General features: G+C 73.0%; 19 protein-coding genes. 9 read left to right on the top strand and 10 right to left on the bottom strand.

Annotated features, from left to right (window positions below):
- Window positions 1–80: 80 nt before the first annotated feature.
- From ACFYU0_RS16415 to ACFYU0_RS16405, 3 genes are all read right to left on the bottom strand, one after another.
- Entirely contained in the window at window positions 81–2,225 is a 2,145-nt protein-coding gene (locus ACFYU0_RS16415) for a putative bifunctional diguanylate cyclase/phosphodiesterase (protein ID WP_389301548.1), read from the bottom strand.
- A complete protein-coding gene (locus ACFYU0_RS16410) occupies window positions 2,222–3,034 on the bottom strand; it encodes an SAM-dependent methyltransferase (RefSeq protein WP_389301545.1) in 813 nt (270 codons plus the stop codon). Before ACFYU0_RS16410 ends, ACFYU0_RS16415 begins: the two co-directional genes overlap by 4 nt.
- 279 nt (window positions 3,035–3,313) lie before the next feature.
- A complete protein-coding gene (locus ACFYU0_RS16405; protein WP_351667941.1) occupies window positions 3,314–4,276 on the bottom strand; it encodes an SCO0930 family lipoprotein in 963 nt (320 codons plus the stop codon).
- Window positions 4,277–5,041: 765 nt separating this feature from the next.
- Between ACFYU0_RS16405 and ACFYU0_RS16400 the strand changes: the two genes are divergently transcribed.
- Window positions 5,042–5,170: a hypothetical protein gene (locus ACFYU0_RS16400; protein ID WP_351667943.1), complete on the top strand. Its 129-nt coding sequence runs from the start codon at window positions 5,042–5,044 to the stop codon at window positions 5,168–5,170.
- A gap of 30 nt (window positions 5,171–5,200) precedes the next feature.
- Window positions 5,201–5,965, top strand: coding sequence for a hypothetical protein (locus ACFYU0_RS16395; protein WP_389301540.1), 765 nt, complete (start codon window positions 5,201–5,203; stop codon window positions 5,963–5,965).
- A gap of 114 nt (window positions 5,966–6,079) precedes the next feature.
- On the opposite strand, the gene ACFYU0_RS16390 is transcribed toward ACFYU0_RS16395, so the two are convergent.
- On the bottom strand, window positions 6,080–6,847 hold the full coding sequence (locus ACFYU0_RS16390) for a hypothetical protein (protein ID WP_389301537.1): 768 nt from the start codon (window positions 6,845–6,847) through the stop codon (window positions 6,080–6,082).
- 332 nt (window positions 6,848–7,179) lie between these two features.
- On the opposite strand from ACFYU0_RS16390, the gene ACFYU0_RS16385 reads away from it, so the two are divergent.
- Entirely contained in the window at window positions 7,180–7,863 is a 684-nt protein-coding gene (locus ACFYU0_RS16385) for a class F sortase (protein WP_389301534.1), read from the top strand.
- 27 nt (window positions 7,864–7,890) lie between these two features.
- On the opposite strand, the gene ACFYU0_RS16380 is transcribed toward ACFYU0_RS16385, so the two are convergent.
- Together ACFYU0_RS16380 and lysX are read right to left on the bottom strand one after the other, a co-directional pair.
- Window positions 7,891–8,724, bottom strand: a complete 834-nt coding sequence (locus ACFYU0_RS16380) for a polysaccharide deacetylase family protein (RefSeq protein ID WP_351667948.1) — start codon at window positions 8,722–8,724, stop codon at window positions 7,891–7,893.
- Window positions 8,725–8,828: 104 nt separating this feature from the next.
- Complete coding sequence (gene lysX / locus ACFYU0_RS16375; RefSeq protein ID WP_389301531.1) at window positions 8,829–12,119, bottom strand: bifunctional lysylphosphatidylglycerol synthetase/lysine--tRNA ligase LysX; 3,291 nt, start codon at window positions 12,117–12,119, stop codon at window positions 8,829–8,831.
- Between the two features lie 131 nt (window positions 12,120–12,250).
- On the opposite strand from lysX, the gene ACFYU0_RS16370 reads away from it, so the two are divergent.
- Window positions 12,251–12,721 (top strand): universal stress protein, encoded by a 471-nt coding sequence (locus tag ACFYU0_RS16370; protein ID WP_199212949.1) that lies wholly within the window; start codon window positions 12,251–12,253, stop codon window positions 12,719–12,721.
- A gap of 296 nt (window positions 12,722–13,017) precedes the next feature.
- Window positions 13,018–14,442, top strand: a complete 1,425-nt coding sequence (locus ACFYU0_RS16365; protein WP_389301528.1) for an amino acid permease — start codon at window positions 13,018–13,020, stop codon at window positions 14,440–14,442.
- On the opposite strand, the gene ACFYU0_RS16360 is transcribed toward ACFYU0_RS16365, so the two are convergent.
- Window positions 14,443–15,594, bottom strand: coding sequence for a CapA family protein (locus ACFYU0_RS16360; protein ID WP_389301525.1), 1,152 nt, complete (start codon window positions 15,592–15,594; stop codon window positions 14,443–14,445). It abuts the gene before it with no gap.
- 237 nt (window positions 15,595–15,831) lie between these two features.
- Here ACFYU0_RS16360 and ACFYU0_RS16355 point away from each other — a divergent pair, with 237 nt between their 5' ends.
- The 3 genes from ACFYU0_RS16355 to ACFYU0_RS16345 all read left to right on the top strand — a co-directional run bounded on the left by ACFYU0_RS16355 (window position 15,832) and on the right by ACFYU0_RS16345 (window position 17,919).
- Window positions 15,832–16,380 carry a sigma-70 family RNA polymerase sigma factor gene (locus tag ACFYU0_RS16355; protein WP_351667956.1) on the top strand — a complete coding sequence of 183 codons (549 nt, stop codon included), beginning with the start codon at window positions 15,832–15,834 and terminating at the stop codon, window positions 16,378–16,380.
- A gap of 155 nt (window positions 16,381–16,535) precedes the next feature.
- The gene (locus ACFYU0_RS16350) at window positions 16,536–17,057 is read left to right on the top strand and encodes a hypothetical protein (RefSeq protein WP_351667957.1); all 522 of its coding nucleotides are present in this window, start codon (window positions 16,536–16,538) and stop codon (window positions 17,055–17,057) included.
- Window positions 17,058–17,262: 205 nt separating this feature from the next.
- A complete protein-coding gene (locus ACFYU0_RS16345; RefSeq protein ID WP_351667959.1) occupies window positions 17,263–17,919 on the top strand; it encodes a zf-HC2 domain-containing protein in 657 nt (218 codons plus the stop codon).
- Between the two features lie 85 nt (window positions 17,920–18,004).
- On the opposite strand, the gene ACFYU0_RS16340 is transcribed toward ACFYU0_RS16345, so the two are convergent.
- Window positions 18,005–18,868, bottom strand: a complete 864-nt coding sequence (locus ACFYU0_RS16340) for an Fpg/Nei family DNA glycosylase (RefSeq protein ID WP_389301519.1) — start codon at window positions 18,866–18,868, stop codon at window positions 18,005–18,007.
- A gap of 40 nt (window positions 18,869–18,908) precedes the next feature.
- Window positions 18,909–21,020, bottom strand: a complete 2,112-nt coding sequence (locus ACFYU0_RS16335) for a SpoIIE family protein phosphatase (protein ID WP_351667963.1) — start codon at window positions 21,018–21,020, stop codon at window positions 18,909–18,911.
- 168 nt (window positions 21,021–21,188) lie between these two features.
- On the opposite strand from ACFYU0_RS16335, the gene ACFYU0_RS16330 reads away from it, so the two are divergent.
- On the top strand, window positions 21,189–22,610 hold the full coding sequence (locus ACFYU0_RS16330; RefSeq protein WP_389301516.1) for a lipase maturation factor family protein: 1,422 nt from the start codon (window positions 21,189–21,191) through the stop codon (window positions 22,608–22,610).
- A gap of 37 nt (window positions 22,611–22,647) precedes the next feature.
- On the opposite strand, the gene ACFYU0_RS16325 is transcribed toward ACFYU0_RS16330, so the two are convergent.
- Window positions 22,648–25,665, bottom strand: a complete 3,018-nt coding sequence (locus ACFYU0_RS16325) for an alpha-mannosidase (RefSeq protein WP_389301513.1) — start codon at window positions 25,663–25,665, stop codon at window positions 22,648–22,650.
- Window positions 25,666–25,709 lie beyond the last annotated feature (44 nt).

The following is a 25,709-nucleotide window of genomic DNA, read 5'->3' as shown; positions in this document are numbered from 1 at the left end:
GTCCTCGGGCACGGTGAACGACGCGACGGCGGGCGCCGACGCGGCCCGCCCGTCGTATGCGTACCCCGGCGGAGCCGCCGTCAGCCGGTCGCGTCCACGAGCGCCAGTTCGTGCAGCCTCTCCGGCGGGCCCGGCCGGGCGTAGTACCAGCCCTGGGCCGTGTCGCAGCCGAGTATGCGCAGTTGCTCGGCCTGGGCCCCGGTCTCCACGCCCTCGACGGTGACCGCGAGGTCGAGGCTGTGGGCCAGGGAGACGATGCCCTCCACGATCTTCAGGTCGACCGGGTCGGCCGGGAACTGCTGCATGCCCCGGGTGAAGGAGCGGTCCAGTTTCAGGACGCTCACCGGCAGCCGGCGCAGGTTGGCGAGGTTGGAGTAGCCGGTGCCGAAGTCGTCCAGGGCGATGTCGACGCCCATCTCGGCGAGCCGGCGCAGCGGTTTGAGCAGGGCGTCGTCGGCGCCGATCAGGGCCGACTCGGTGACCTCCAGGCAGAGGGCGTCCGGGGTGACGCCCGCCCGTTCGAGGATGTCCACCGTGTCCTGGACCAGGCCGGGATGGCCGAGCTGGCACGGGGAGAGGTTGACGTTGATGCGCAGCGGGCTCGCGGCGTCCTGGCCGGCGTACCGTTCGCGCCATTCGCGGGCCTGGCGGATGGACTGCTCCAGCACCCAGCGGCCGAGCGGCACGATCAGGCCGGTGTGCTCGGCGAGCGGGATGAACCGGTCGGGGCCGAGCACGCCGTGCTGCGGGTGCAGCCAGCGCACCAGGGCCTCGGCGCCGCGGACGCTGCCGTCGCCGAGGTGGACCAGCGGCTGGTACTCGATGAAGAACTCGCCGCGCTCCAGGGCCGTCGGCAGGGCGGTGGTGAGGCCGTGCCGGGTGATGGCGCGGGCGTCCGCCTCCGGGTCGGCCAGTTCGGAACGGTTGCCGCCCGCCGACTTGGCCCGGTACATGGTGATGTCCGCGCTGCGCAGCACCTCCGCCGCGGTGCGCTCGCCGGCCGGGCCCTCCACGATGCCGAGGCTGCCGCGCACCAGCAGGTCGCGGCCGTCGATGCTGATGGGGGTGACCAGGGCGCTCATGATGCGCTCGGCGAGTTCGTCGACCTCGCGCTGGGTGTCGGTGCCGGTGGTCAGCGCCACGAACTCGTCGCCGCCGAGCCGGGCGACCATCTCGCCGGGCGCGGTGGCGCAGGACTGCAGCCGGTCGGCGACCTCCACCAGCAGCCGGTCTCCGGCCGCGTGGCCGAGGCTGTCGTTGATGGTCTTGAAGCCGTCCAGGTCGAGGTAGCACAGGCCGAAGCGCTGACCTTCGCCGGCGCCGAGGGCCTTCTCCAGGCGCTCGAAGAACAGCGTGCGGTTGGGCAGTCCGGTGAGGGCGTCGTGCGTGGCCTCGTAGCGCAGCCGGAGGTTGAGCAGGCGGCGCTCGGTGGTGTCCTCCATGAGGGCGAGCTGGTACTGCGGATTGCCGTCGGCGTCCCGGAGCAGGGAGACCGTCAGGTTGGTCCACAGGGCAGTTCCGTCGGGGCGGTTGAAGGCCTTCTCGACGTGGTAGTGCTCGCGTTCGCCGCGGACCAGCTCCTCGTAGAGCTTCCAGGTCTGCGGCGCGTCCTCCGGATGGGTCCACTCCAGCACCCGGCGGCCGCGCAGGCCCGGCTCGGTGAGGCCGAACATGCGCAGCAGCGCCTTGTTGACCTGCAGGATGTTGCCGTCCAGGTCGGCGATGCTGATGCCTATGGCCGCGCCCTCGAACACGGCTCGGAACCGGGCCTCGCTGGCGTGCAGCGCCTGGGCCACCACGCCCTGGGCCCGCAGCGCGGCCTGGGCGATGGCCTCCTGCTCGGCGAGGGTGCGCTCGCGCAGCGCCTGCGCGTATCCGGCGGCCATCGCGTGCTGCAACCGGGAGGAGCGGGCGCGCAGTTCGTCCTGCGGGCTGTCGTCGCCGCAGTAGAGCACCAGGTAGGCGTCGACGCAGTCCAGGGTGCGGGCGAGCGTCTCGGGGTCGGTGCAGTGCGCCTCGACCAGCGCGGCGCCGACCGCCTTCGCCTCGTCGGCGGCGAAACCGCGGGTGTGCAGCAGGTCCCGCAGCCGGCCCGCGAGGGGCAGGAGGAGCTGCTCGAACTCCGCGCGGGTCAGCGAGGTGGAGGTGACCGGGAAGACCGCCCTGCTCCAGATCGTCGCGAACCGGCGCAGTCTGTCCTCCGGTCCGTCCGGCTCCGCGCTCACGCCTTGCGCCCCACGCCGGCGTACCCGGAGAAGGCGTACGGATCCTCGTCCTCCGGCGCCGACTCCGGCCGCCAGCGCGGCATCTGCACCACTCCGGGTTCCACCATGTCGTACCCCTCGAAGAACCGCGCGATGTCGTCGGGCGAGCGCATGATCAGCGGGTTGCGGATGTCCTTGTACACGTCCACCGTGCCCTCGGCCCGCTCCGCCGTCAGCGGAATCCCCTCGTAGGAGGCATGGGTGAGGATCAGCAGGCTGCCGGGCGCGAGCGCGTCGCGCAGCTCGGCCACCGCACCGTAGGGGTCGTCCGCGTCTTCCACGAAGTGAAGTATCGCAACGAGAAGCAGGGCCACTGGCCGATTCAGGTCGATGAGGCGGCTCAGTTGGGGGCTCGCAAGGATCTCCTGCGGCTTGCGCAGGTCGGCGGCGATCACGTCCGTGCCGTCGTCGCCCTGGAGCACGGCCTGGCTGTGCGCCACCGCGACCGGGTCGTGGTCGACGTACATCACCCGTGCGTCCGGCGCCGCCGACCTGGCCACCTCGTGCACGTTGCCGTACGTCGGGATGCCGGAGCCGATGTCGAGGAACTGGGTGATGCCCTCGCCCGCCGCGAAGCGCACCGCGCGGCGCATGAACGCCCGGTTGGCCTGCATGATCTTCGGCAGCCCCGGCATGAACTCCATCGCCCTGCGGGCCGCTTCCCGGTCGACCTCGAAGTTGTGCGATCCGCCCAGGTAGAAGTCGTACATACGCGAAACGCTCGGCACCGAGATGTCGATGCTCCGGGGTGCCCAGGCGGGACGCTCCATGTATCTCTCCCAGGGATGGCTGACGGGGAAGGCGATCCGGTGTTCGAGCAGAGGCTACTGATCGCCCGCCAACGGAGCGACCCGAACCGGAAATTGACCATCCGTTCCCGGTCACTGCCTGCGGCAAGTGCCCGAACGACCCCGCTGTGTCACGACGCTCCGGCCGACTCCGGAATTCGCACAGCACACGAACGGTCCGCCCCCTCCGTGCGGTGCGGAGGGGGCGGACCTTCGGTCACGCGCCGGTGGGCGGGGCGATCGACCCTGGGGAGGTGATCCTTACTTGCCCGGCGCGCCGACCGGCTTGCCGTCGGGCGAGACGGCGTACCACGTGCCGCCCACGCCCTGACCGTTGGTGTCTCCGGGAGCCTTGTCGCCGGAGAAGGTGTAGATGGGCCAGCAGTTGACCGACATCTGCTTGACGCCGTCGGGCCGGGTGAAGGGCATGAGCCCCTTCTTCTTCACGCCCTCGGTGTCGTCGGCGTTCACCGGGCCGACGGCCGGCCACTTCTCCAGGCAGGCGCCGGTGCAGTTGGAGACGGACTTCGGCCAGGCCTGGTCCTTCAGGAAGCGGTAGACCGTCATGCCGTTCTTGTCCACGACGATGTCGCCCAGTTTGGGGTCCTTGTGCACGGACAGCCCGGGCAGGTCGGTCACCTTGGCCTTCTTGCCGTTGGGGGCGAGTGCGAACCACTTGCCGCCGACGCCCTGGCCGTTGACGTCGCCGGAGTTGACGTCCTTGGCGTAGCGGTAGGCGGGCCAGCCACCCACGGTGAGCTGCTTGCTGCCGTCGGCCCGGGTGACCTCGCCGAGCAGCGCCTTGTCGATGCCGGCGCCGGCGGTGGCGTCGTCCGCTGGCACCGGCGGCCAGGTGGTGGCGCAGTCGCCGGAGCAGTTCGACTTGGGCGGGTTGGCCGTGTCCTTGTCGAACCGGTAAAGGGTGAGACCGGAGCCGTCCGTCAGCACGTTGCCCAGGTCGGGGTTGGCGGCCACGGTCAGCTTGCCTGCGGGGGCCGCCGGACTCGGGGAGGCGGAGCTCTGGTTGCCGTCGGCGCCGTACCCGTTGCCGGCGCCCGTGCCCGTACCGGCCGGGCTTCCGTAGTCGCCGGCCGCCGCCGTGGCGCCCACGTTCTGGGCCGCCGACGCGGGGGTCGTGGTGTTGTCCTGACCGCACGCCGTCGTCAGTGCCAGCACCGAAGCGGCCGTAGCCACCAGTGAGGCGGTCCGCCAGGAGGTCCTCATCGTCAACTCCCATATTTCGCCTGGATGTCGCAGCGCTCTGCTGCGCCGCCGCACGGCCATGGGTACGCGGCGCGGGGGCGGGAGCGTTCAATCCGGGCGCGAATTTCTTTCCGCCCGCTGTGACACGGCCGCCGGAAGAGCGGAGACAAAGCCGTTCGAACAGGCCGGTCGACGCCTTTCGTCCCGTCAAACCATTCATGGCGTTTTGTCATCCCTTCGGATCAATCCACGGGCACCGCAGACTACGGCCCCGCTCCGCGCCTCATGATCTTCGTCGTGCAAGGACCCGAAGCGACCCGATGCGCGCCCGTCACACGGGTGTTGGCCCTGGTGGCACTGACCTGGACCCTGGTGGGCTGCCCGGTGGGGACCGCGACGGCCGACGCCTGTGCGTACGCCTCGACGGGCCCGGACGGCACGGTGGCGGTGGCCGTGGCGGGCGGCGGCCCGTGGCCCCCCTTCCCGCCGTGTCCGGAACCGAAGCCCCCGTGTCCGCCGACCCCCGCCCCGACGCCCACACCCACACCCACACCCACCCCGACGCCGACCCCCACCCCGACGCCGACCCCGCCGCCGAAGCCCACGCCCGAGCCGACGCCGACACCGGTGCCCGACCCCCCGCCGAAGCCACGGCCACCCGTCAGGCCCGCCCCGGCGGCGCCCGCGCCCCGGCCCAGGGCCAGGCCCACTCCCCCGCCCGCCCCGCCGCCGGCGCCGAAGCCCGCCCCGTCCGCCGAGCCCGCCCCGCGGCCCTCCGCGACCCCGGTGAGCTACCCGGCGTACCGCCCGCGGCCGGTGCACCACACGGCCCCCGCCCGGACCTCACCGGTCACCTACGTCCTGCTCATCACCGTGCCCGCGATCGTCGCCGTCGCGGCGCTGCGCCCGCGCTGACGCGCCGGCCGCTCACCTCTGGAGGCACCGTTGTCGGATTGGCTTGTTCTCGTCCTCGCCATGCTGGGGGCCTGTGCCGTCGTGGTCGTCATCACCCTCGTACGGCACAGAAGGGCGCCCGAGGACGAGGACCCCAGCGAGACCCCGGACGTCATCGAGTACATGACGATGTGGATCGGCGTGGTGTACGCCATCGTCCTGGGCCTGGCCATCGCGGGCGTGTGGGAGGCGCGCAGCGCCGCCCAGGACCACGTGCAGGCGGAGGCCCAGGCGCTGCACGAGATCTCCGAGCGGGTCCGGGTCTACCCGCCCGAGGTCCGCGACCGCATCCGGAACGACGTCGACGCGTACGCCCGCTACGTGGTGACCACCGAGTGGCGGTCGATGACCGAGCGCGGCGAGGTCACCGGGCGCGGCGGCGAGCTGCTGGCTCGGGTCCGCCACGGCCTGACCGACTACCGGCCGGGGAACGACTACGAGGCGCAGGCGTACCAGCCGGCGCTGGACCAGATGGCGGCGGCCGACCAGGCGCGCAACGCGCGCGCCGACTCGACCGGCCCGACCATGCCGCCCGTGGTCTGGTGGGGGCTGCTCAGCGGGGCGGTGATCACCATCGGCATGGTCTTCGCCCTGCAGATCCGGCGCACCGCGCGGGAGCTGGTGCTGGCCGGGCTGTTCTCCGCGACCATCGCCTTCATGCTGTTCCTGATCTGGGACTTCGACGCGCCCTACAGCCGGGGCATCGCGGCCACCGCCGAGCCGTTCCTCACCCTGATCCCGGGCGCCGGGAACTAGCTCCTCCGCGCGGAGCGGGCCGCCGACCGACTTCGCCCCGGTCCCGTGACGGGACCGGGGCGAGGCGGTGGTCGTCCGGGGGCCGGGCTCCGGCGGGGCGGGAGCCGAGGCCGGTCAGACGCGCTTGCCGGGACGGCGGCGCAGCCAGAGCGTGCCGCCCCCGAACACGGTGGCGGCGGCCACCAGTCCGCCGCCGATGGCGATGTCGGTCGGCGTGGCGCCGGTGGAGACGCCGCCGCCGAGTCCCGCCCGGACGCCCCCGGAGGGCCAGTTGGGCCTGTTGCCGTTGAGGCCGCCCGCGTTGTTGAGGTCGCCGCGGCAGTTCCGGTCGTCGAAGGGCCTGTTGCCGTTGTTGGGCAGCCTGCCCGGGTTGTTGAGCTCGCCGCGGCAGTTCCCGTTGAAGGGCCCGTTGCCGTTGTTGTCGCCCCTGCCGTTTCCGTTGTTGAAGTCGCCTCGGCCGTTGCCGTTGTTGAAATCGCCCCGGCCGTTGCCGATGTGGCCGTTGACGTGGCCACTGAAGTTGCCGTTGAAGTTGCCGTTCAGGTTGCCGTTGAAGTTCCCGTTGCCGGGGAAGTTGCCGTTCCCCGGGAAGTTCCCGTTGCCGGGGAAGTTTCCGTGCTCGGGGAAGTTCCCGTTGCCGAAGAAGTTCCCGTTGCCGGGGAAGTTGCCGTTGCCGAAGAAGTTGCCGTTCCCCGGGAGGACGCCGTTGAAGTTTCCGTTTCCGGTTCCGGGGACCACCACCGCCCCGGTGTTCCCGGTTCCGGTGCCGTCCGACGGGCCGCCCCCGGCGCCCATGCCGTCCGCGACGGCCACGGGGGCGGTGGCGAGCCCGAGTACGGCGACCGCAGCGCACGCGGCCCCCAGGGCACGTTTGTTTCGCATGTGATCCTCCGCGGGAGGCACCCCGGGTCCGGTTCCCGGGCGATCGGCGAGAAAGCACCTCCCGACAAGACCCTCAGCCGCCCGGAACACGCCCGCACATCGAGAATGGTCCGTTCTGGTGAGCGGACACGCCGAATAAAAACCACACAATCAGATATTCACGCAGGTCACGGCCCATCAGAAAAATCCTTTCCGCTGCAACTCGGATGGCGCACCGACAGGGCTCCGGACCACCCGTTCGCCCGTCGTCCCGTCGCCCGCCCCTCGCGCGGGACTTAGCGTTTTCCCATGCGCGGAGACGTGGTGACCGCCGCGTCGAGAGGGGATGGCGAATGTCTGCGTCCGAGCTGGCCGAGCTGGCCGAAGAGGAGGAGCGGCGGCGCAAGCGCGCCCCCTGGGGCGTGATAGCGCTGGTTCTGCTGACCGGTCTGGCGCTCATCCGCAACGGCTCGGGTGAGTTCGACGTCGGACCGCCGCAGCCCGCGTCGGCGGCGGCCGCGGACAGCCGTGCCACGCCGGAGCAGGACCCGGCGGCGGTGCCGGCCCCCGTCACGCCGCTGGCGTTCTCCCCGGTCGAGCAGGTCCGGATCCCGGCGATCCACGTGGACGCACCCGTCCAGCCCGTGGGCCTGGACACCCAGGGCTGGGTCGGCGCCCCGCCGCCGGACGACCCCAACCTGGCGGGCTGGTTCACCGGGGCCGTGTCCCCCGGGGAGAAGGGCACCGCGGTGATCGTCGGGCACGTCGACAACCAGCAGGGCCCCGCCGTATTCTACGGACTCGGGGCCCTGAAGAAGGGCAACCGGATCGAGGTCCGGCGCCAGGACGGGAAGACCCCCGTGTTCGAGATCTACGGCGTGGAGGTCTTCGCGAAGAGCAGCTTCCCCGGCAGCCGGGTGTACGGCTCGAAGGGCGCCCCGGAGCTGCGGGTGATCACCTGCGGCGGCGGTTTCACCAAGCAGCACGGCTACGACGGCAACGTCGTCGTCTTCGCCCGCCTGGTCGCGGTCGAGTGAACCGCCGCCGGGCGGGCGGACGCCGCCTCAGGTGACGCGCCGGGGCGGCACGGTGAGGTGGTAGCCGGAGTCGAGGAGATGGGGCAGGTACTCGCGGATCGCCTTGACGCTCTGCGAACGGTCGCCCCCGGCGTCGTGGGAGAGCACCACGACGCCGGGGGCGGCGCCCTCCTCCACCCGGTCGACGATGGTTGCGGTGCCGGGCGTCTCCCAGTCGGTGGTGTCGACCGTCCAGGCCATCGGCTCCATCCCCAGGTCGGAGCCGATCTGGAAGGCGGCCCGGTTCCAGGCGCCGTAGGGTGCGCGGAACCACTGGGGGCGCTCGCCGTAGCTGTCCTCGATGACGTCGCTGGTCCGCGCCATCTCGGAGCGGATCTCCTTGCGGTTGAGGCTGGTCAGCAAGGGGTGCGTCCAGGTGTGGTTGCCGACGACGTGCCCCTCGTCGGCCATCCGGGCCAGCAGCTCCCGGTTGTCCACGACGCACTCCCCGCAGACGAAGAACATCGCCCGTACGTCGTACTTGGCCAGGGTGTCCAGGATGTGCGGGGTGTAGGCCGGGTTGGGGCCGTCGTCGAACGTCAGCATCATCTGCCGGCCACGTCCGGAGATGCGCAGGATGGGCTCGTGCCGGACCTTGGGTTTGCGGGGCGCGGCGCGCGGCGGGCCGTACCCGGTGAGCGGCTGGAGCCGGAAGGCCGAGGACTTGAGCTGCTGGCGGGCCTGCGGTCCGGCGACGGGGGCGGCGGTGCGGGCCGGCTCCTCGCCGCCGGCCAGGACGATTCCCGCGGTGCCCGCGGCGCCCAGCGCGGCGGTCCCGGCGAGCAGCATGCGGCGCCGTGTGAACAACTGATCCTTCTGCATGACTCATCAGTCGCCCGGCACCCCGCCGCCGCACCACAACGGCACCGGTGCGGCGGCGGTAATGCACCCGTACGGCGCAACGCCGGACGCCGCGCCGACGATCCTCAGGAGGGCCGCCGGCCGCGGCGCACCAGGGGGAACGGCAGGGTCTCGCGGATCGTGAGGCCGGTGAGGAACATGACGAGCCGGTCGACGCCGATGCCGAGGCCTCCGGTGGGCGGCATCGCGTACTCGAGGGCGTCCAGGAAGTCCTCGTCGAGTTCCATCGCCTCGGGGTCGCCGCCGGCGGCGAGCAGGGACTGCGCGGTGAGCCGGCGGCGCTGTTCGACCGGGTCGGTCAGCTCGGAGTAGGCGGTGCCCAGTTCGGTGCCGAAGGCCACCAGGTCCCAGCGTTCGGCGAGCCGGGGATCGGTGCGGTGCTGCCGGGTGAGCGGGGAGACCTCGGTCGGGAAGTCCTTGTAGAAGGTGGGCAGCAGGGTGCGTTCCTCGACGAGCCGCTCGTACATCTCCAGGACGACGTCCCCCGGCCCGTCGTCGGCGGTGTACGGCACTCCGGCGCGGTCGCACAGCCGGTGCAGCCGCAGGAGTTCGGTGCCGGGGCCGATCTCCTCGTCCAGCGCCTCGGAGAGCGCGCCGTACACCGTCCGGACCGGCCAGTCCCCGGAGATGTCGTACTCCCGGCCGTCCCGGTGCGCGACCGGGGCGCCGAAGGCGGCGGTCGCGGCGCCCTGGACCAGTTCCCGGGTCAGGTCGAGCATCACGTCGTAGTCGGCGTGCGCCTGATAGGCCTCCAGCATCGTGAACTCGGGGTTGTGCTTGTAGGAGACGCCCTCGTTGCGGAAGGTGCGGCCCAGTTCGAAGACCTTCTCCACACCGCCCACGCACAGCCGCTTCAGGTACAGCTCGGGGGCGATGCGCAGGTACAGGTCGAGGTCGTAGGCGTTGATGTGGGTGGTGAAGGGGCGGGCGTTGGCGCCGCCGTGGATCTGCTGCAGCATCGGCGTCTCGACCTCGAGGTAGCCGCGGTCCAGCAGGCCCTGGCGCAAGCCCTGTACGGCGGCGGAGCGGGCGCGCACCACCCGGCGGGAGTCGGGGCTGGTGAGCAGGTCGAGGTGCCGTCGGCGGACCCTGGCCTCGGGGTCGGTGAGGCCGTGGCGTTTGTCGGGCAGCGGGTGCAGACACTTCCCGGTGAGCTGCCAGGAGCGCACGAAGACGGTGGGCTCGCCCTTGTCGCTGCGTTCCGCGTGCCCGGTGGCGGTGATGTGGTCGCCGATGTCGGTGTCGGCCCGGAAGCGGCCGAGGGCGGGCCCGCAGCGGTCGCGGGTGAGGGCGAGTTGGTGGTCCCCGGACCAGTCGCGCAGCACCGCGAAGAGGATGCCGCCGAAGTCGCGGACCAGCATGACGCGGCCGGCGACCGTCACGTCCTGCCCTTGCGGGACGTCGGCGAGGGCGTGCGTGGGCCGGGGCGTGCCGACCGGGTACGGGTCGGTGCCGGTGGCGCGCAGCCGGTCGAGGGTCCGGTGCCGGACGCGGACCTGGTCGGGCAGGCCCGCGTCCGGGGCGGCGGCTGCGGTCTCGTCCCCTCCGGCGAGGCCGAGCGCCGTGGTGGACGGCGGCCCCTCGGTGGTGGCGGGCCGCCGTCCCGGCATCGAGTGCCCCTTTCGGCGGAGTTTGCGCAAGGACGGCACGGAGACGAATCCTTCGGCGATGCCGGAGGCGAGGCCGATGCGGGCGAGGGAGGCGGCGTCGCCGTAGCAGATGAAGCGGGGGTACCACTGCGGGTGGTACTTGGCGTTGGAGCGGTACAGCGCCTCCAGTTGCCACCACCGGGAGAAGAACAGCAGCAGCCGGCGCCAGAGCCGCAGGACCGGTCCGGCGCCGATGCGGGCGCCCTCCTCGAAGACGGACCGGAAGACGGCGAAGTTGAGGGAGATGCGGTGCACTCCCAGTTTGGGGGCGGCCGCGCAGAGTTCGGTGACCATGAACTCCATCACTCCGTTGGGCGCCGCGCGGTCACGGCGCATCAGGTCCAGGGAGACGCCGTCGCGGCCCCAGGGCACGAAGGAGAGCAGCGCCAGGAGCCGGCCGTCGTCGCCGAGGGCCTCCACCAGCAGGCAGTCGCCGTCGGCGGCGTCGCCGAGCCGGTCCAGGGCCATGGAGAAGCCGCGCTCGGTCTCGGTGTCCCGCCAGGCGTCGGCCTTCGCGACGATCTCCTCGGTCTCCCGCTCGGTGAGCTGGGCGTGGCGGCGGACCCGGCAGGTGGCGCCGGTGCGGCGGACGCGGTGCACGGCCTGCCGGGTGACGCGCATGTCCCGGCCGTCCAGGTCGAACCCGGGGACGTGCAGGATCGCCTCGTCGCCGAGCTGGAGGGCGCCGAGCCCGGCCCGGGCGTAGGCGCGGGCGCCGTCCTCGGAGGCGCCCATCACGGCGGGCGCCCAGGCGTGCCGGCGGGCCACGTCCAGCCAGGCGGCGATGGCGTGCGGCCAGGCCTCGGGGTCGCCGACCGGGTCGCCGCTGGCCAGGCACACGCCCACCTCGACGCGGTAGGTGACGGCGGCCTTGCCGCTGGCGGAGAAGACGACGGCCTTGTCGCGGCGGGTGGCGAAGTAGCCGAGCGAGTCCCGGTCGCCGTAGGCCTTCAGCAGCGCCCGGAGACGGTCCTCCTCGTCGCCGTGCAGGGCCGCCTCCAGGCGCTGCGAACGGAACAGCGTGGCCGCCGCGTTCAGCAGGGCGAGCGCGCCGAGCAGACCGAGCACGAAGGTGACGCGGCGCGGCGGGCGGCCGTCGTAGGCGCTGTTGGAGACCAGCCCGCCGCACACCCGGTCCGCGGCCCAGGCCAGGTGCTGGCCCTGCGGAAGGGTGCCGGGGAACAGCGAGACCAGGCCCCAGCCGAGCAGGATCGCCACCGCGAGGCCGCCCAGCAGCACGCCCAGCGCCCGCCACACGGCGCCGCGGCGGGAGGCGGCGCAGAACTCCCCCCGGGCCGCCACCAGCACGAGCAGCAGCAGGGCGCACAGCACCAGGGACGGCAGCGACTGGCGGTACAGGCCGAGGGCCAGACCGAGGGCGTCGCTGAGCACCAGCAGGCCCAGATAGACGACGACCAGCCACCAGGCGACCTTCTTGCGGGCGGCGGTGGCGCCGGCCAGCAGGAACAGGAAGACGGCGTAGGCGAGGTTGGCGCTGATCGGGACCAGGAGCAGGTCGAGAGTCCGCACGACCGGGCGCAGGACGCGGCGCAGCGGGGCGACGAACGCGAGCAGGGCGCACAGCAGGCCGAGCGCGGCGAAGAAGGCCGCGAAGACCTCGGGCACCCGCCCGAGGTGCCGGCCGGCGGGCGGGCGGCCCGGCTCCCCGGCAGCCCTCCGTGCGGCCGGCCCGGCGGTGGCAGTCATGGTTCCGACTGTAGGAAGACCCCGGTCGGGCCGCCCGTCGAGCGAGCGTCCGGAGCGCGGGCCGCGGGGCGCCGGCCGGCCCCCTGAGCCCGTGCTTCGGCCGGAGGGGGTGCTTCCGATAGCCTCGGGCCGTGACGGAACAGCACGAACAGCACGCGCACCAGTTCGAGCGGGGTACCGACGGGCCGAAGGTCATCGTGGTCGGGGTGGACGGCTCCGACTCCTCGCTGCGCGCCGCCGCGTACGCGGGCGGTCTGGCCCGCCGGCAGCGCGCGCTGCTGGCCGTCGTGTACGTGCAGCCGGTGCTCGCGGCCGGGGCCGCGCTCGGGGCGCCCGTCGCGGAGACGACCGACGAGATCGCCGAGGACCTGGTCGCCTACATCCGGGAGGCGGCCGAGCGGGTCCGGGGGATATTCGACATCCGGTGGGAGTTCCACACCTTCCGCGGCGACCCCTACAACGGCCTGGTGAAGGCCGCCGACGAACTCAAGGCCGACGCGGTGGTGGTGGGCGCCTCGGAGCAGGCCGGGCACCGCATCATCGGCTCGGTGGCGGTGCGGCTGGTGAAGGCCGGACGCTGGCCGGTCACGGTCGTCCCGTAGCGGGTCCCCGCCACGCCGGCGGCCCCGGGGCGGCCGGTGAGCGTCGCCGGGCCCCGGAAGGCGGTCGGGGCGGCCGGTGACGGACCGGCCGGCCGGGTGCGGGCGGGCGCGGTCGTCCGGGGTGCGCTCCGGGCGGCGAGCTCGGGGCCGTCGAGGCCGCGGGCGGGCGGCGCCGCGAATCGGAGCCCGGCCCGCACCGGGCTGGACCGCGCGTGCGTGGCGTCTTCCGTAAGGAGCGCCGCTGAGCCATCATGATCGGCCGTCAGCCGTTTGCCGTCGGCGAAGAGGTGGAACGTATGGCCAAGCTCCGAATGGGCGAAGGAATTCTCCGCCGCAAACCCATCGAGCACATCGAGGAGACCGAGGTCGGCGAGGGCGGCGGGCTCGAGCGGTCGCTCGGCCTGTGGCAGCTCACCGCCATCGGAGTGGGCGGCATCATCGGCGCCGGCATCTTCACGCTGGCCGGAACGGTGGCCAACGAGACGGCCGGGCCCGCGGTCCTGGTGTCGTTCCTCATCGCCGGTGTCGCGAGCGCCTGCGCCGCCCTGTCGTACGCCGAGTTCGCGGGGATGATCCCCAAGGCGGGTTCGGCGTACACCTACGGGTACGCGGTGCTCGGCGAGTTCGCCGGCTGGTTCATCGGCTGGGACCTGCTGCTGGAGTACACGGCCATCGTGGCGGTGGTCGCCATCGGCATCTCCGGCTACTTCAGCTTCCTGGTCGAGCAGATGGGCGCCGATCTGCCCTCCTGGATGCTGGGCGCGCCGGGGACCGGCAGCGGGCACCGGGTGGACCTGTTCGCCGCCGTGCTGTGTCTGCTGATCGCGTGGCTGCTCACCCTGGGCATCCGCAGCGCGGCCCGGTTCGAGACCTTCGTCGTGGCGCTGAAGGTGCTGGTGGTGCTGCTGGTGATCGGGGTGGGCGTGTTCCACATCACCACGGCGAACTACCATCCGTTCTTCCCGTTCGGCATCAGCGGTGCCTTCACGGGAGCGGCGACCGTGTTCTTCGCGGTGTTCGGCTACGACGCCATGTCGACCGCCGCCGAGGAGTCCAAGGACGCGCAGCGGCACATGCCGAAGGCGATCATCTACTCGCTGGCGATCTCGATGGTGCTCTACGTCGCGGCCTGCCTGGTGCTGACCGGCATGCAGAACTACAAGGACATCGACCCGGAGAGCGGGTTCTCCACGGCGTTCAAGTCGGTCGGGCTGAGCGGGCTGGCCGACGTGATCGCGGTGGGCGCGATCATCGGCATCCTCACCGTGATGTTCACGTTCATGCTGGGCGTGACCCGCGTGTGGTTCTCGATGTCCCGGGACGGGCTGCTGCCGCGGTGGTTCGCCAAGACGCACCCGACCCGGCACGTGCCGACCCGGGTGACCTGGATCGTCGGAGCGGCGTCGGCGCTCATCGCCGGGTTCGTCCCCATCGGCGAGGCGGCCGAGCTGACCAACATCGGCATCCTGCTGGCGTTCGTGGTGGTGTGCACGGCGGTGATCGTGCTGCGCTACCGGCGGCCGGACCTGCCGCGCGGCTTCCGCACGCCGTGGATGCCGTTCCTGCCGGCGCTCGGAGTGCTCTTCTCCATCTGGCTGATCACGTTCCTGCAGTGGCAGACCTGGGTGCGGTTCGCCGTCTGGTTCCTGATCGGCTGCGTGATCTACTTCGGCTACTCCTACCGGCGTTCGGCGCTCGCCGGACGCCGGCCCACCGACTGATCAGTCCGCCATGACCAGGCCGTCCGCGGCGGCTCCGCGGCTGAGGACCACGTCCCGGACGCGGTCGCGCACCCCCTCCAGCTCGGCGCCGCCGGCGATGGCCCGGTTGAGGTCGACCACCCGGCCGGCGTCGACGTCGTACATCTGCGGGACGAACTCGGCCTTGGTGACCCGCCAGCGGTCGCCGGGGACGGCGGGCGGAGCGAAGGTGAAGCGGCCGGTGGTGGACTCGTTGCCGCGCGGGTCCCGCACACCCCGGTCGTTGAACATCTCCCCGGCGACCTGGTCGCCGAGGCCGTAGACGACCCAGGTGCCGTTGACCTTCTGGTAGGCCTGCGGGACGTGGGCGTGGGTGCCGAGGAGCAGGTCGATGTCCCGGCGGCCGTCGGTCGTCGAGGCCGTCAGGGCCTTCGCAAGATCGAGCTGGGTCCGGTCGGGGGCGTCCTGCCACTCGGTGCCCCAGTGCACGGAGACGACGACCAGGTCGGCGCCCGCCACCCGGGCGGCGCGGGCGTCGGAGACGATCCGGTCGGCGTCGAGCGGGTTGACGGCCCAGGGCTGCCCGGACGGGAGCGGACGGCGGCCGGCGCCGTAGGTGTACGACAGGTGCGCGATCCTGGCGAGTCCCGCCCGGTACAGGGTGACCGAGCGGGACTCCGCCTCGGTGCGGGCGGTCCCGGTGTGCTTCAGGCCGGCCCGGTCCAGGGCGTCCAGGGTGCGCCCGACACCGGCGGCGCCGTCGTCCAGGGCGTGCTCGGAGGCGGTGGCGCAGCCGTCGTAGCCGGTCGCGGCGAGGCCGGCGGCGAGCTGCGCCGGGGACATGGCGCCGGTGTCCGCGGCGCCGCCGCCGTCGCCGGTGACGGTCTCCAGGTGGCACAGCGCCAGATCGGCGCCGTGCACGAGGGGTTCCACGCCGGAGAGCATCGGGCGGTAGTCGTGGCCGTGGCCGCCGGCGTCGTAGGCCGCCCGTTCGGCGACGGAGCGGTCCGGGAGCACGCCGCCGGAGGCGACGAGCGTGACCGGGCGGACGACCGGCGGCGCCGGGCGGCCCGCCGCCGCGACGGGCTCCCGCCGCTCCTGGTTCAGGCAGGCGGCCCCGGCGGCGAGCAGGGCGGTCAGCGCCAGCGCCACCTGATGCCTGCGTGCGATCATCGGTTCACCCCTGCGTCGTCGTCTCTGCGGTCCTGCTCACCGACAAGGCTTTGTCGGCATATGGGTATGAATCCGGCTCCCGGCGCAAACGGACGGGGCGCCGGAATTAGGCCATCCGGTCCCCCGCGCCGGTGCGCGCGGCGCTCGGGCGACCGCTCACCGACGCGATCGGACCGTCCGTCGCAGAGCGGCGCGCGCCCCCTGTCCCGCGGCGGCGCCCTGCGCTGCCATACCGCCATGACGGCCGCAACCTCACTTCCCCACCGGACGACGACCGCCGAGCACGAGCTGGCCGCGCTCCAGCGCGAGCACGGCGGCCCCCTCTTCGCACTGCTGCTGAGGCTGAGCGACGGCGACCGGCAGCGCGCCGAGGACCTGGTGCAGGAGACCCTGGTACGCGCCTGGCAACACCCGGAGGCCCTGCGCGCGGCCGACTTCGACTCGGTACGGCCCTGGCTGCTGACCGTCGCCCGCCGGCTGGCGATCGACGCGCGGCGGGCCCGCCAGGCGCGGCCGCCGGAGGTCGGCGACGAGGTGCCGGAGAACGCGCGGGTGACCGCCGACCACGCCGAGCGGGCCGCCGCGGCGCTGGACGTCCGGGAGGCTGTGAAGACACTCACGCCGGCCCACCGTGACGTGCTGGTACTCGTGTACTTCCGCGGGGCCAGTGTGGCGGAGGCCGCGCGGATCCTGGGCATTCCACCCGGTACCGTGAAGTCCCGCGCCTACTACGCGCTGCGCGCCCTGCGCGGGGTCCTTCCGGGTTACGCGGCCGACCTGCGGTGAAACCGGCGGCCGGGTCAAACCTCGGTAAAGCGCCTTGCTGAGAACCCCGTTGGGGCAATCAGCTGTCCTCATCCGTGTTTCCGGACGGGGGCCGGGCCCATGGCGGGCCCGGAGGTTTCGGGCGAGGCGCACGCACCGGAGGAAGGCAGGAAGGGATGCCGTACAGAGGTCACGAGAGCACCGACGGCAGCGACGGCGTCGGCGGTGAACTGGCCGTCCCGATGGCCTGGTTGTACGCCGAGTACATCGCCGACGAGCTGCTGCGCACCGGCGATCTGATGCCGCCGACGTCCTTCGAGTTCCGGGCCGGGCGGGACGCCCTGGCGCTGACCGTCTTCCTCTCCGACACCGACGGCGAGCTGTCCGGCATCCGGGTGATCTCGCAGCTGGAGAACTGGCTGTCGCTGACGGCGTACGACCAGCAGTGGCAGGAGTGGGTGGGCCTGCGGATGGCCGAGCTGGCCGCCGAGGAGTCCGCGGCCGCCGCGCCCTCGCCCGACCTGGCGCTGGCCGCCGAGGCCTGGCGCTGGCTGGAGGAGACCGAGCTGCTCGCTCCCGACCTGGACGCGGTGCCGGGCGGCGCGGCGGTGTCCGGCGAGGACGACGGGCCCAAGGTGTGGACCGCCGCCTGGCGGCTCGGACTGCCCCTCGGACATCTGGCCATCCACCTGTTCTGAGACCCGCCCGGGACCCGGGGACCGCCCTGACCTGCCCGCCGGCGAGTTCCTGAGGTTTTCTGGAAATCGCACCAATCCGCGGGGCGGGCCGCTCCGAATCTCTTGGTCACGATTCGGTGTGCGCCTTGAGTGATTCGGTTGTCGGGTGCGTACGGATGGGAGCACGGAGTAACCCCACCCGCACCCATCGGCACGAGGATTCGGCATGAGGTCCCTGGAAAGGCATCGCGACGTCGGCGCGTACGCGCTCGGCGTGCTGGACGAGGCGGAGGCCTTCCGCTTCGAGGACCACCTCATGGAGTGCCCCCGGTGCGCGGCACAGGTGACCGAGTTCGGTCCCGCCGCACGGCAGTTGATGCTGTACCGCCGGGCCACGCCGCGCTTCGTGCACCCCGTGGCCCAGCCCGGCCCCCGGCTGCTGGACCGGCTCCTGGGCGAACTGGCGCTGCGGCACCGCGCCCGGCGCCGGCGGTTCCTGTACGGTCTGGCGGCCTCGGTCGTGCTGGCCGTGGCCGGGCCGGGGGTCGTACTGCACTCCGCGCACGGGGCTCCGGCCGCCCGGGTGACCGCGGCGACCGATCCGGGCACCGGGGTGTGGGCGCAGGTGACCACGGAGGACGGAGACCTGGGCAGCCGGATGCGGCTGGACGTGAAGGACGGCTCGGGGCCGCACTCCTGCCGGCTCGTGGTCGTCGGCCGCGACGGCTCGGAGCAGACGGTCTCCGGCTGGACGGTGGGCGCCCACGAGAGCGGGACGACCACGACCATGGCCGGCTCCTCGATGCGTCCGGACCAGATCGCCCGCTACGACGTGCGCACCGCGGACGGACACCCGCTGGTGTCGCTCACGCCCCGCAAGTGAGCCGTCCCGGCCACGCCCGGACCGCCCCCGCGCCACGCCCGGGCCGTCCGCGCGGCGAGCGGACGCCGTCGGGCAGCGGGCCACCTCATTTCAGCAGCCGGGAGAGTCTCCGGTCGGCCAGCGGCTTGCCGCCGGTCTGGCAGGTGGGGCAGTACTGGAGCGAGGAGTCGCTGAAGGCCACCTCCCGGATGGTGTCGCCGCAGACCGGACAGGGTTCGCCGGTGCGGCCGTGCACCCGCAGGCCGCTCTTCTTCTCCGCCTTCAGCCGTCCGGCGGCGAGGCCGCGCGAACGCTCGACCGCCTCGGTCAGGGTGCCGCGCAGAGCCTCGTGGAGCCGCCCGGTCTCCTCCGGGGTCAGGGACCCGGCGAGCTTGAACGGGGACATCTTCGCGGCGTGCAGGATCTCGTCGCTGTAGGCGTTGCCGACGCCCGCGATCAGGGACTGGTCGCGCAGCGCGCCCTTGAGCCGCCGTCTCTCGCCCTTGAGCAGGGCGGCGAGGCGCTCCGCGTCGAAGTCCGCCGCGAGCGGGTCGGGGCCGAGCCGGGCGATGCCCGGCACCTCGTCCGGGTCGCGGACCACGTACACCGCGAGCCGCTTCTGGGTGCCGGCCTCGGTGAGGTCGAAGCCCTCGCCCGTCTCCAGCGCCACGCGCAGCGCCAGCGGGCCCTTGCCGGGCCGGGGCGGGCCGTCGGGCAGCCGGTCCCGCCACTGCAGCCAGCCCGCGCGGGCCAGATGGGTCACCAGGTGCGGCCCGTCGCCCGTCGCCAGGTCGAGGAACTTGCCGTGCCGCCGCACGGCGGTGACCTCGCTGCCCTCGATCGCGGTGACCGGGGGGTCGTACGTCTTCAGGACGCTGACGGCGACCGGGAGCACCCGGACCACCCGTCGGCCGACCAGGTGCTCGGTGAGGAAGTCCTTCAGCGCTTCTACCTCGGGCAGTTCCGGCATGGTTCCAGAGTGCCATCCGGCGCCGGCAACGCCCCGCCGGTCACGCGGCCGGCCGTCCCGGCACCTGGAACTCGCTCCACACCGCCTTGCCGCCGCCGCGCGCCTCGACACCCCACGCGTCGGTGAGCCGGTCGACGAGGAGCAGCCCGCGGCCGGAGACGCCGTCCTCCCCCGCGTCCCGGCGCCGCGGCAGGGCGCTGGAGGAGTCCTCGACCTCGACCCGCAGCCGCCGGTCGCGGCCCTCCAGGACCCGCAGGGTGACGATCGCGGCGCCCTCGGTGTGCATCAGGGCGTTGGTGATCAGTTCGTCGGCGACGAGTTCGATCTCGTCGGCCCGCTCCCCCGCGCCCCAGCCGCGGACGGCGGCGCGGATCAGGTGCCGGGCCTGGGTGAGCGCCTCGGGGTCGCCGGGCGCCACGTGCTGCTGGAACCGGCCGCCGGACCGCGGGGCCTCCAGGGCGCGCCGGCGCAGCAAGAGCAGGGCCACGTCGTCGTCACCGCCGCGCTCCTCGGCCGCCGCTATGAGCCGGTTGGCCAGCGCGCGCACGTCCTCGGGGGACTCGGCGATGAGGTCCGTCAGGGCGCGCACACCGTCGTCGAGATCGGTGCCGGGCTGCTCGACGAGGCCGTCGGTGCACAGCAGGAGCGTGTCGCCGGGGTCGAGTTCGAGGGTGGAGACGGGGTACTCCAGCCGGCCGAACTCGGCGGACAGCCCGAGCGGCAGACCGCCCTCGACCGGGACGCGGCGGCAGCTGCCGTCGGCGTGGCGGACGAGGGGGTCGATGTGCCCGGCGCGGACCACCTGGACGACCCCGGTGGACAGGTCGGCCTCGGCGTACAGGCAGGTCGCGAAGCGGTCGGTGTCGAGTTCGCGCAGGAAGACGGAGGCGCGGGCCATGACGGTGGCCGGGGTGTGGCCCTCGGCGGCGTAGGCGCGCAGCACGATCCGGAGCTGGCCCATCACGGCGGCCGCGTGGGTGTCGTGGCCCTGGACGTCGCCGATGACCGCGCCGACCCGGCCTCCTCCGGAGCGGCTGCCCCCGGGCAGCGGGATCAGGTCGTACCAGTCGCCGCCGATGTCCCGGCCGAGGGTGCCGCCGACGGCGGCGGCACGGTAGCGGACGGCGACGTCGGCGCCGGGCACGCTCGGGATGGTGCGGGGCAGCATGGCCTGCTGCAGACCCTGGGCGAGGTCCTTCTCCTGTTCGTAGAGCATGGCCCGCTGCAGGCTCTGGGCGATGCTGCTGCCGAGGGCGACGAGTACGTTGCGCTCCTCGGGGGAGAAGCCGCGCCGGTCGTCGTAGAGCAGGCCCATCGCGCCGATCGGGCGGGCCTGGGCGATCAGCGGCAGATAGGCGGCGGAGGTGATCCGCAGGCCGGTGATGCGCGGCCACAGCAGCGGGAAGCGCTCGGCGAACTCCTCCGGTGACTCGATGAAGCACGGGCTGAGCGTCCGCACCGCCTCGCTCATCGGGTACTGCTCGTCTATGCGGGTGATCCGGGTGCCGGGTACGAAGCTGCCCGCGGGGCCCTCGGCGACCAGCCGGATGCGGCCCGCCTCGACCAGCCCGAGGACCAGGCTCCGGGAGCCGAGCAGGGTCAGCCCGTGGGTGTCGGTGACGACGTCGATGACGTCCTGCACGGTGCGGGCGTGGGCGAGGGCGGCGGTGGCGATCTGGACGACGTTGGTCTGCTCGCGCCGCGCGGCGTCCAGGGCGGCCGCGTCCTGGCGGTTCGCCCGTTCGCTGAGTTCCTCGGTGGCGTCCCGGACGATCCCGATGATCCGGCGCGGGCGGCCGGTCTCGTCCCGCCGTATGTAGCCCTGGGTGTGGGTCCACCGCATGCTGCCGTCGCCGCGGCGGAGGCGGAAGTACGCGCCGTAGTTCTCCCGGCCGTCCTTGATGGCCAGGGCCACCAGTGCGTCCAGGCGGTGCGCCTCGGCGGGGGGCACCCGCGAGGAGAGGGTCTCGGGGCGGCCGTCGTACTCGTCGGGGCGCAGGTCGAAGATCTCGTGCGCCTGGGCGTCCATGCTGAACAGACCGGTGTCCAGGTCCCAGTCGAAGCTGCCCATGTTATTGAGCGCCAGGATCGGGTCCGGGTGGGCGGGCCAGTCCTCCGGGAGAGACAGGGCGCTCGCTCCCCGATCAGCCATGCGCCCACCTTGCCAGCATTCGCCCGATTCTTCGAGTGGGAGTCGGCCGGTCCGCCCCGCCCGCCCGTGTTACGCAGGCGAAGGCGTGCGGTACACGGTGTGACGGGCCCCTCCCGCGCCACTGGGCACCTTCGTCGCGGTGGCCACGACCCTGGCAGGAGCGCAGTTGTGGACTGGTTCACCGCACCCGACTACTGGCTGAGCAGGCTGGTCCTGCAGCGGGCCCTGGCCGGCGTGTACCTGGTCGCGTTCCTGGTGGCCGCCCTGCAGTTCCGGGCCCTGCTGGGTGAGCGCGGCATGCTGCCGATCCCCCGCTTCACCGCGCGGGTGCCGTTCCGGCGGGCGCCCAGCCTGTTCCATCTGCACTACTCGGACCGCTTCTTCGCGGCCGTCGCCTGGGCGGGCTGCGCGGTGTCGGCGGCGCTGCTCGCCGGGGTGGACTCCGCCCTGCCGCTGTGGGGCGGCATCCTGCTGTGGCTGGTGCCCTGGGCGCTGTACCTGTCGGTCGTCAACGTGGGCCAGACCTGGTACTCCTTCGGCTGGGAGTCGCTGCTGCTGGAGACCGGCTTCCTCGCGGCCTTCCTCGGCAACGACGAGGTCGCGCCGCCCGTGGTCGTGCTGTTCCTGCTGCGCTGGATCCTGTTCCGGGTCGAGTTCGGGGCCGGGCTCATCAAGCTCCGGGGCGACGCGTGCTGGCGCAAGCTGACCTGTCTCGACTACCACCACGAGACCCAGCCGATGCCGGGCCCGCTGAGCTGGTTCTTCCACCATCTGCCGAAACCGCTGCACCGGGTGGAGGTGGCCGCCAACCACCTCACCCAGCTCGCGGTGCCCTTCCTGCTCTTCACCCCGCAGCCGGTCGCCTCGGCCGCCGCCGCGCTGATGATCGTCACCCAGCTCTGGCTGGTGCTGTCCGGGAACTTCTCCTGGCTGAACTGGATCACCATCGTGCTGGCGCTGTCCGCGCTGCGGCTGCCGGCCACGGTGCCGGCCGTGCCCCCGGCCCCGCTCTGGTACGAGGTCGTGGTCCTGGCCGTCGCCGCGCTGCTGCTGTTCCTCAGCTACCACCCGGTGGTGAACATGGTCTCCCGGCGCCAGGTCATGAACCGGTCCTTCGACCCGCTGCACCTGGTGAACACCTACGGAGCGTTCGGCAGCGTCAGCCGGGTCCGGTACGAGGTGGTCATCGAGGGCACGCTGGACGACGCGCCGCGGGCGGACTCCGAGTGGCTGGAGTACGAGTTCCGGGGCAAGCCCGGCGATCCGCGGCACTGGCCGCGCCTCTACGCGCCCTACCACCTGCGCCTCGACTGGCTGATGTGGTTCGCCGCGCTGTCCCCGGGCTACGCCGGCGACTGGTTCGGCCGGCTGGTGGAACGGCTGCTGGAGAACGACCGCGACACCCTGCGGCTGCTGCGCCGCTCCCCCTTCCCCCGGGACGACCCGCCCCGGTTCGTCCGGGCCCGCCTCTTCCGCTACCGCTACACCACCTGGCGGGAACTGCGGGCGACCGGGGCCTGCTGGGAGCGGACGTTCGTCCGGGAGTACCTGCCGCCGACACGGCTCGCCGGGGCGGCCCGGAGGCCGTGACCGCCGCCCGGCGAGCCGCGGTGCGCCAGGTACGGGGTCAGCGCCTGCTCAGCCGCAGCGTCATCAGCTCGAACGGCCGCAGCCGCACGGTGATCCGGTCGCCGTCCCGGTCCGGGGCGGGAGTCCCGGACGGCCGTTCCAGGAGGTCCGTCGCCGTGACGCCGGTGACCTCGAAACCGGCCGTCAGGGTGGCCCGGGCGCGGCCTCCGTGGGCCTCGTGGAAGCGGACCACGACATCGCCGCTGCCGTCGTCGGCCAGTTTCACGGCCGTGACGACGACCGCGTCGTCGTCCACCGTGACCAGCGGGGCGACCTCGTGGGCGCCGTCGACGCGCCGCTCCGGCAGGTTGATCCGCCAGCCCTCGCGGACCGCGTCCGCGATCCCGGCGCCGGGGACCAGGGCGTGCCGGAAGCGGTGGACGCCCTGGTCGGTCTCGGGGTCGGGAAAGCGCGGGGCCCGCAGGAGGGAGGCGCGGACCGTGGTCGTCGTACCGCGGTCGCCGTCGGTGCGGACCGTGCGGGTCACGTCGTGGCCGTACGTCGAGTCGTTCACCAGCGCCACGCCCCATCCGGGTTCCTCCAGGTGGACGAAGCGGTGGTTGCAGGCCTCGAACTTGGCCGCCTCCCACGAGGTGTTGGTGTGGGTGGGCCGGTGGACGTGCCCGAACTGGGTCTCGGACGCGTACCGTTCGGCGTGCAGGTCGAGCGGGAAGGCCAGCTTCAGGAACTTCTCCGTCTCGTGCCAGTCGACCTCGGTGTCGATCAGCAGCCGCCGCTCCCCCGGCGCCAGCGACAGCACCTGGGTGACCCGGGAGGCCCCGAAGGACCGTACGATCCGCACCGAGGCGCCGTCCTCGTCCGCCGTCACCGAGTCGGCGTCCGTGAGGTCCGTGACCGTGTTCCGGTAGAACTCGTCGACGTCCCAGGCGTCCCACATGTTCGGGAAGTCGGGGTGCAGTTGGAGCAGGTTCGCCGCGCGGCCGGGGGCGACGGTCTCGCGGTCGGCGGCGATGTCGTACGCCGAGACGACCAGGCCGCGGGCGTCGATCCCGATCCGCAGCAGGCCGTTGTCCAGCACGTGGCCGCCGTCCGGGCGCGGCGCGAGCGTGGTCGCGCCCTCCGTCCGTGCGGCCGCCGCCCCCGCGGCCGGGACGCCGGCGCGGGCGTGCGGGGCGGCGTTGAACACCAGCGCCGTGGCGCCCTCGCCCGCCAGCGCGCGCTGCGCGGCCTCGATGACGCCGGTCAGCTCGGCGGCGACCCGCCGGTACGTCGCCCGGGCCTCGCGGTGCACCCAGGCGATGGAGGAGCCGGGGAGGATGTCGTGGAACTGGTGCAGCAGGACGGTCTTCCAGATCCGGTCCAGTTCCTCGTACGGGTAGCGGAACCCGGTGCGGACCGCCGCCGTCGCCGCCCACAGTTCGGCCTCGCGCAGCAGGTGCTCGCTGCGGCGGTTGCCCTGCTTGGTCATGGCCTGGCTGGTGAGGGTGGCGCGGTGCAGTTCGAGGTAGAGCTCGCCGACCCAGACCGGCGCTTCGGGATACTCGGCCTCGGCCTTCTCGAAGAACGCCCGGGGCGTCTCCCAGACGACGGTCGCGGAGCCCTCCAGCTCGCGCAGCCGGGCCGCCTTGGCGACCATCTCGCGGGTGGTGCCGCCGCCTCCGTCGCCCCAGCCGGTGGGCGCCAGGGAGTGCCGGGCCCTGCCCTTCTCCTTGAAGTTCCGGGCCGCGTGGGCGATCTCGCCGCCCCGCATCGAGCAGTTGTAGGTGTCGACGGGCGGGAAGTGGGTGAAGATCCGTGTGCCGTCGATGCCCTCCCAGTGGAAGGTGTGGTGCGGGAACGTGTTCGTCCGCGACCAGGAGATCTTCTGGGTCAGCAGCCACTTGGACCCAGCCGCCCGGATGATCTGCGGGAGCCCGGCGGCGAAGCCGAAGGTGTCGGGCAGCCAGGCCTCCTCGTTCTCGATGCCGAACTCGTCGAGGAAGAACCGCTTGCCGTGCACGAACTGCCTCGCCATCGCCTCCGATCCGGGCATGTTGGTGTCCGATTCGACCCACATCCCGCCGGCCGGCACGAACCTGCCCTCCGCCACGGCCTTGCGCACCCGCGCCCACACCTCGGGCCGGTGCTCCTTCACCCACGCCCACTGCTGCGCCTGGGACATGGCGAAGACGAAGTCCGGCTCGTCCTCGATCAGCGCGGTCATGTTGGCGGTCGTACGGGCCACCTTGCGCACGGTCTCCCGCAGCGGCCACAGCCACGCCGAGTCGATGTGCGCGTGCCCGACGGCGCTGATCCGGTGCGCGGAGGGCACCGCCGGGGCGGCCAGCACGCCGGCGAGCCGGGCCCGCGCGCGCTCCGCGGTGCCGTTCACGTCCTGGAGGTCGACGAGGTCCAGGGCCCCGTCGACGGCGCGCAGGATGTCGTGCCGCCGGGCGGAGTCCGCCGGCAGCTCGGCCATCAGCTCGCCCAGCACCTCCAGGTCCAGCACCAGCCGCCACACGGTCTCGTCGAACACGGCGAGGTCCATGCGGGCGAGCGTGTACTGCGGCTCGTGCCCGGCGGTGTCCTTGTCGCCGAGCCGGGTGGGCCGGAAGGGGTGGTAGTCGAGGATGACCGGGTTGGAGGCGGCCTCGATGTGCAGGCGCACCTCCTCCCCGCCCTCGGCGGGGGCGCCGATCCGCACCCACTGGTTGCGCGGGTTGAGGCCCTTCACCGGCGTGCCGTCGGGCCGGTAGACCAGGCCCTCGCACTGGAAGCCGGGCATGTTCTCGTCGAAGCCGAGGTCGAGCAGGGCCTCCACGGTCCGGCCCGCCCAGGCCTCGGGGACGGTCCCGGTCACCCGGAACCAGCTCGTGCCCCAGGGCGCGCCCCACCGGGCGCCCACCTCGATCGGCTCGGGCTCGGCCGCCAGCCCCTCCGCGACCGGCACGGGCTCGCCGGGCGCGTGCCAGACGGCCACCCGCAGCGGCACGGACTCGGGGTACACGGCGGGACGGAGGCGCTCGTCGAGGACGCGCCGGAGACGGGCTTCGACCAGGCTGCGGTCGTCATGCATGCGGAGTGCTCCCTGCTGGGTTCCGGGTGCGGGACACGGGGCGG

The sequence above is a fragment of the Streptomyces sp. NPDC003720 genome (assembly GCF_042875075.1).
Classification (GTDB): Bacteria; Actinomycetota; Actinomycetes; order Streptomycetales; family Streptomycetaceae; genus Streptomyces.
The sequence above is the reverse complement of the archived record's forward strand: the minus strand, read 5'-3'. Positions and strand labels throughout refer to the sequence as shown.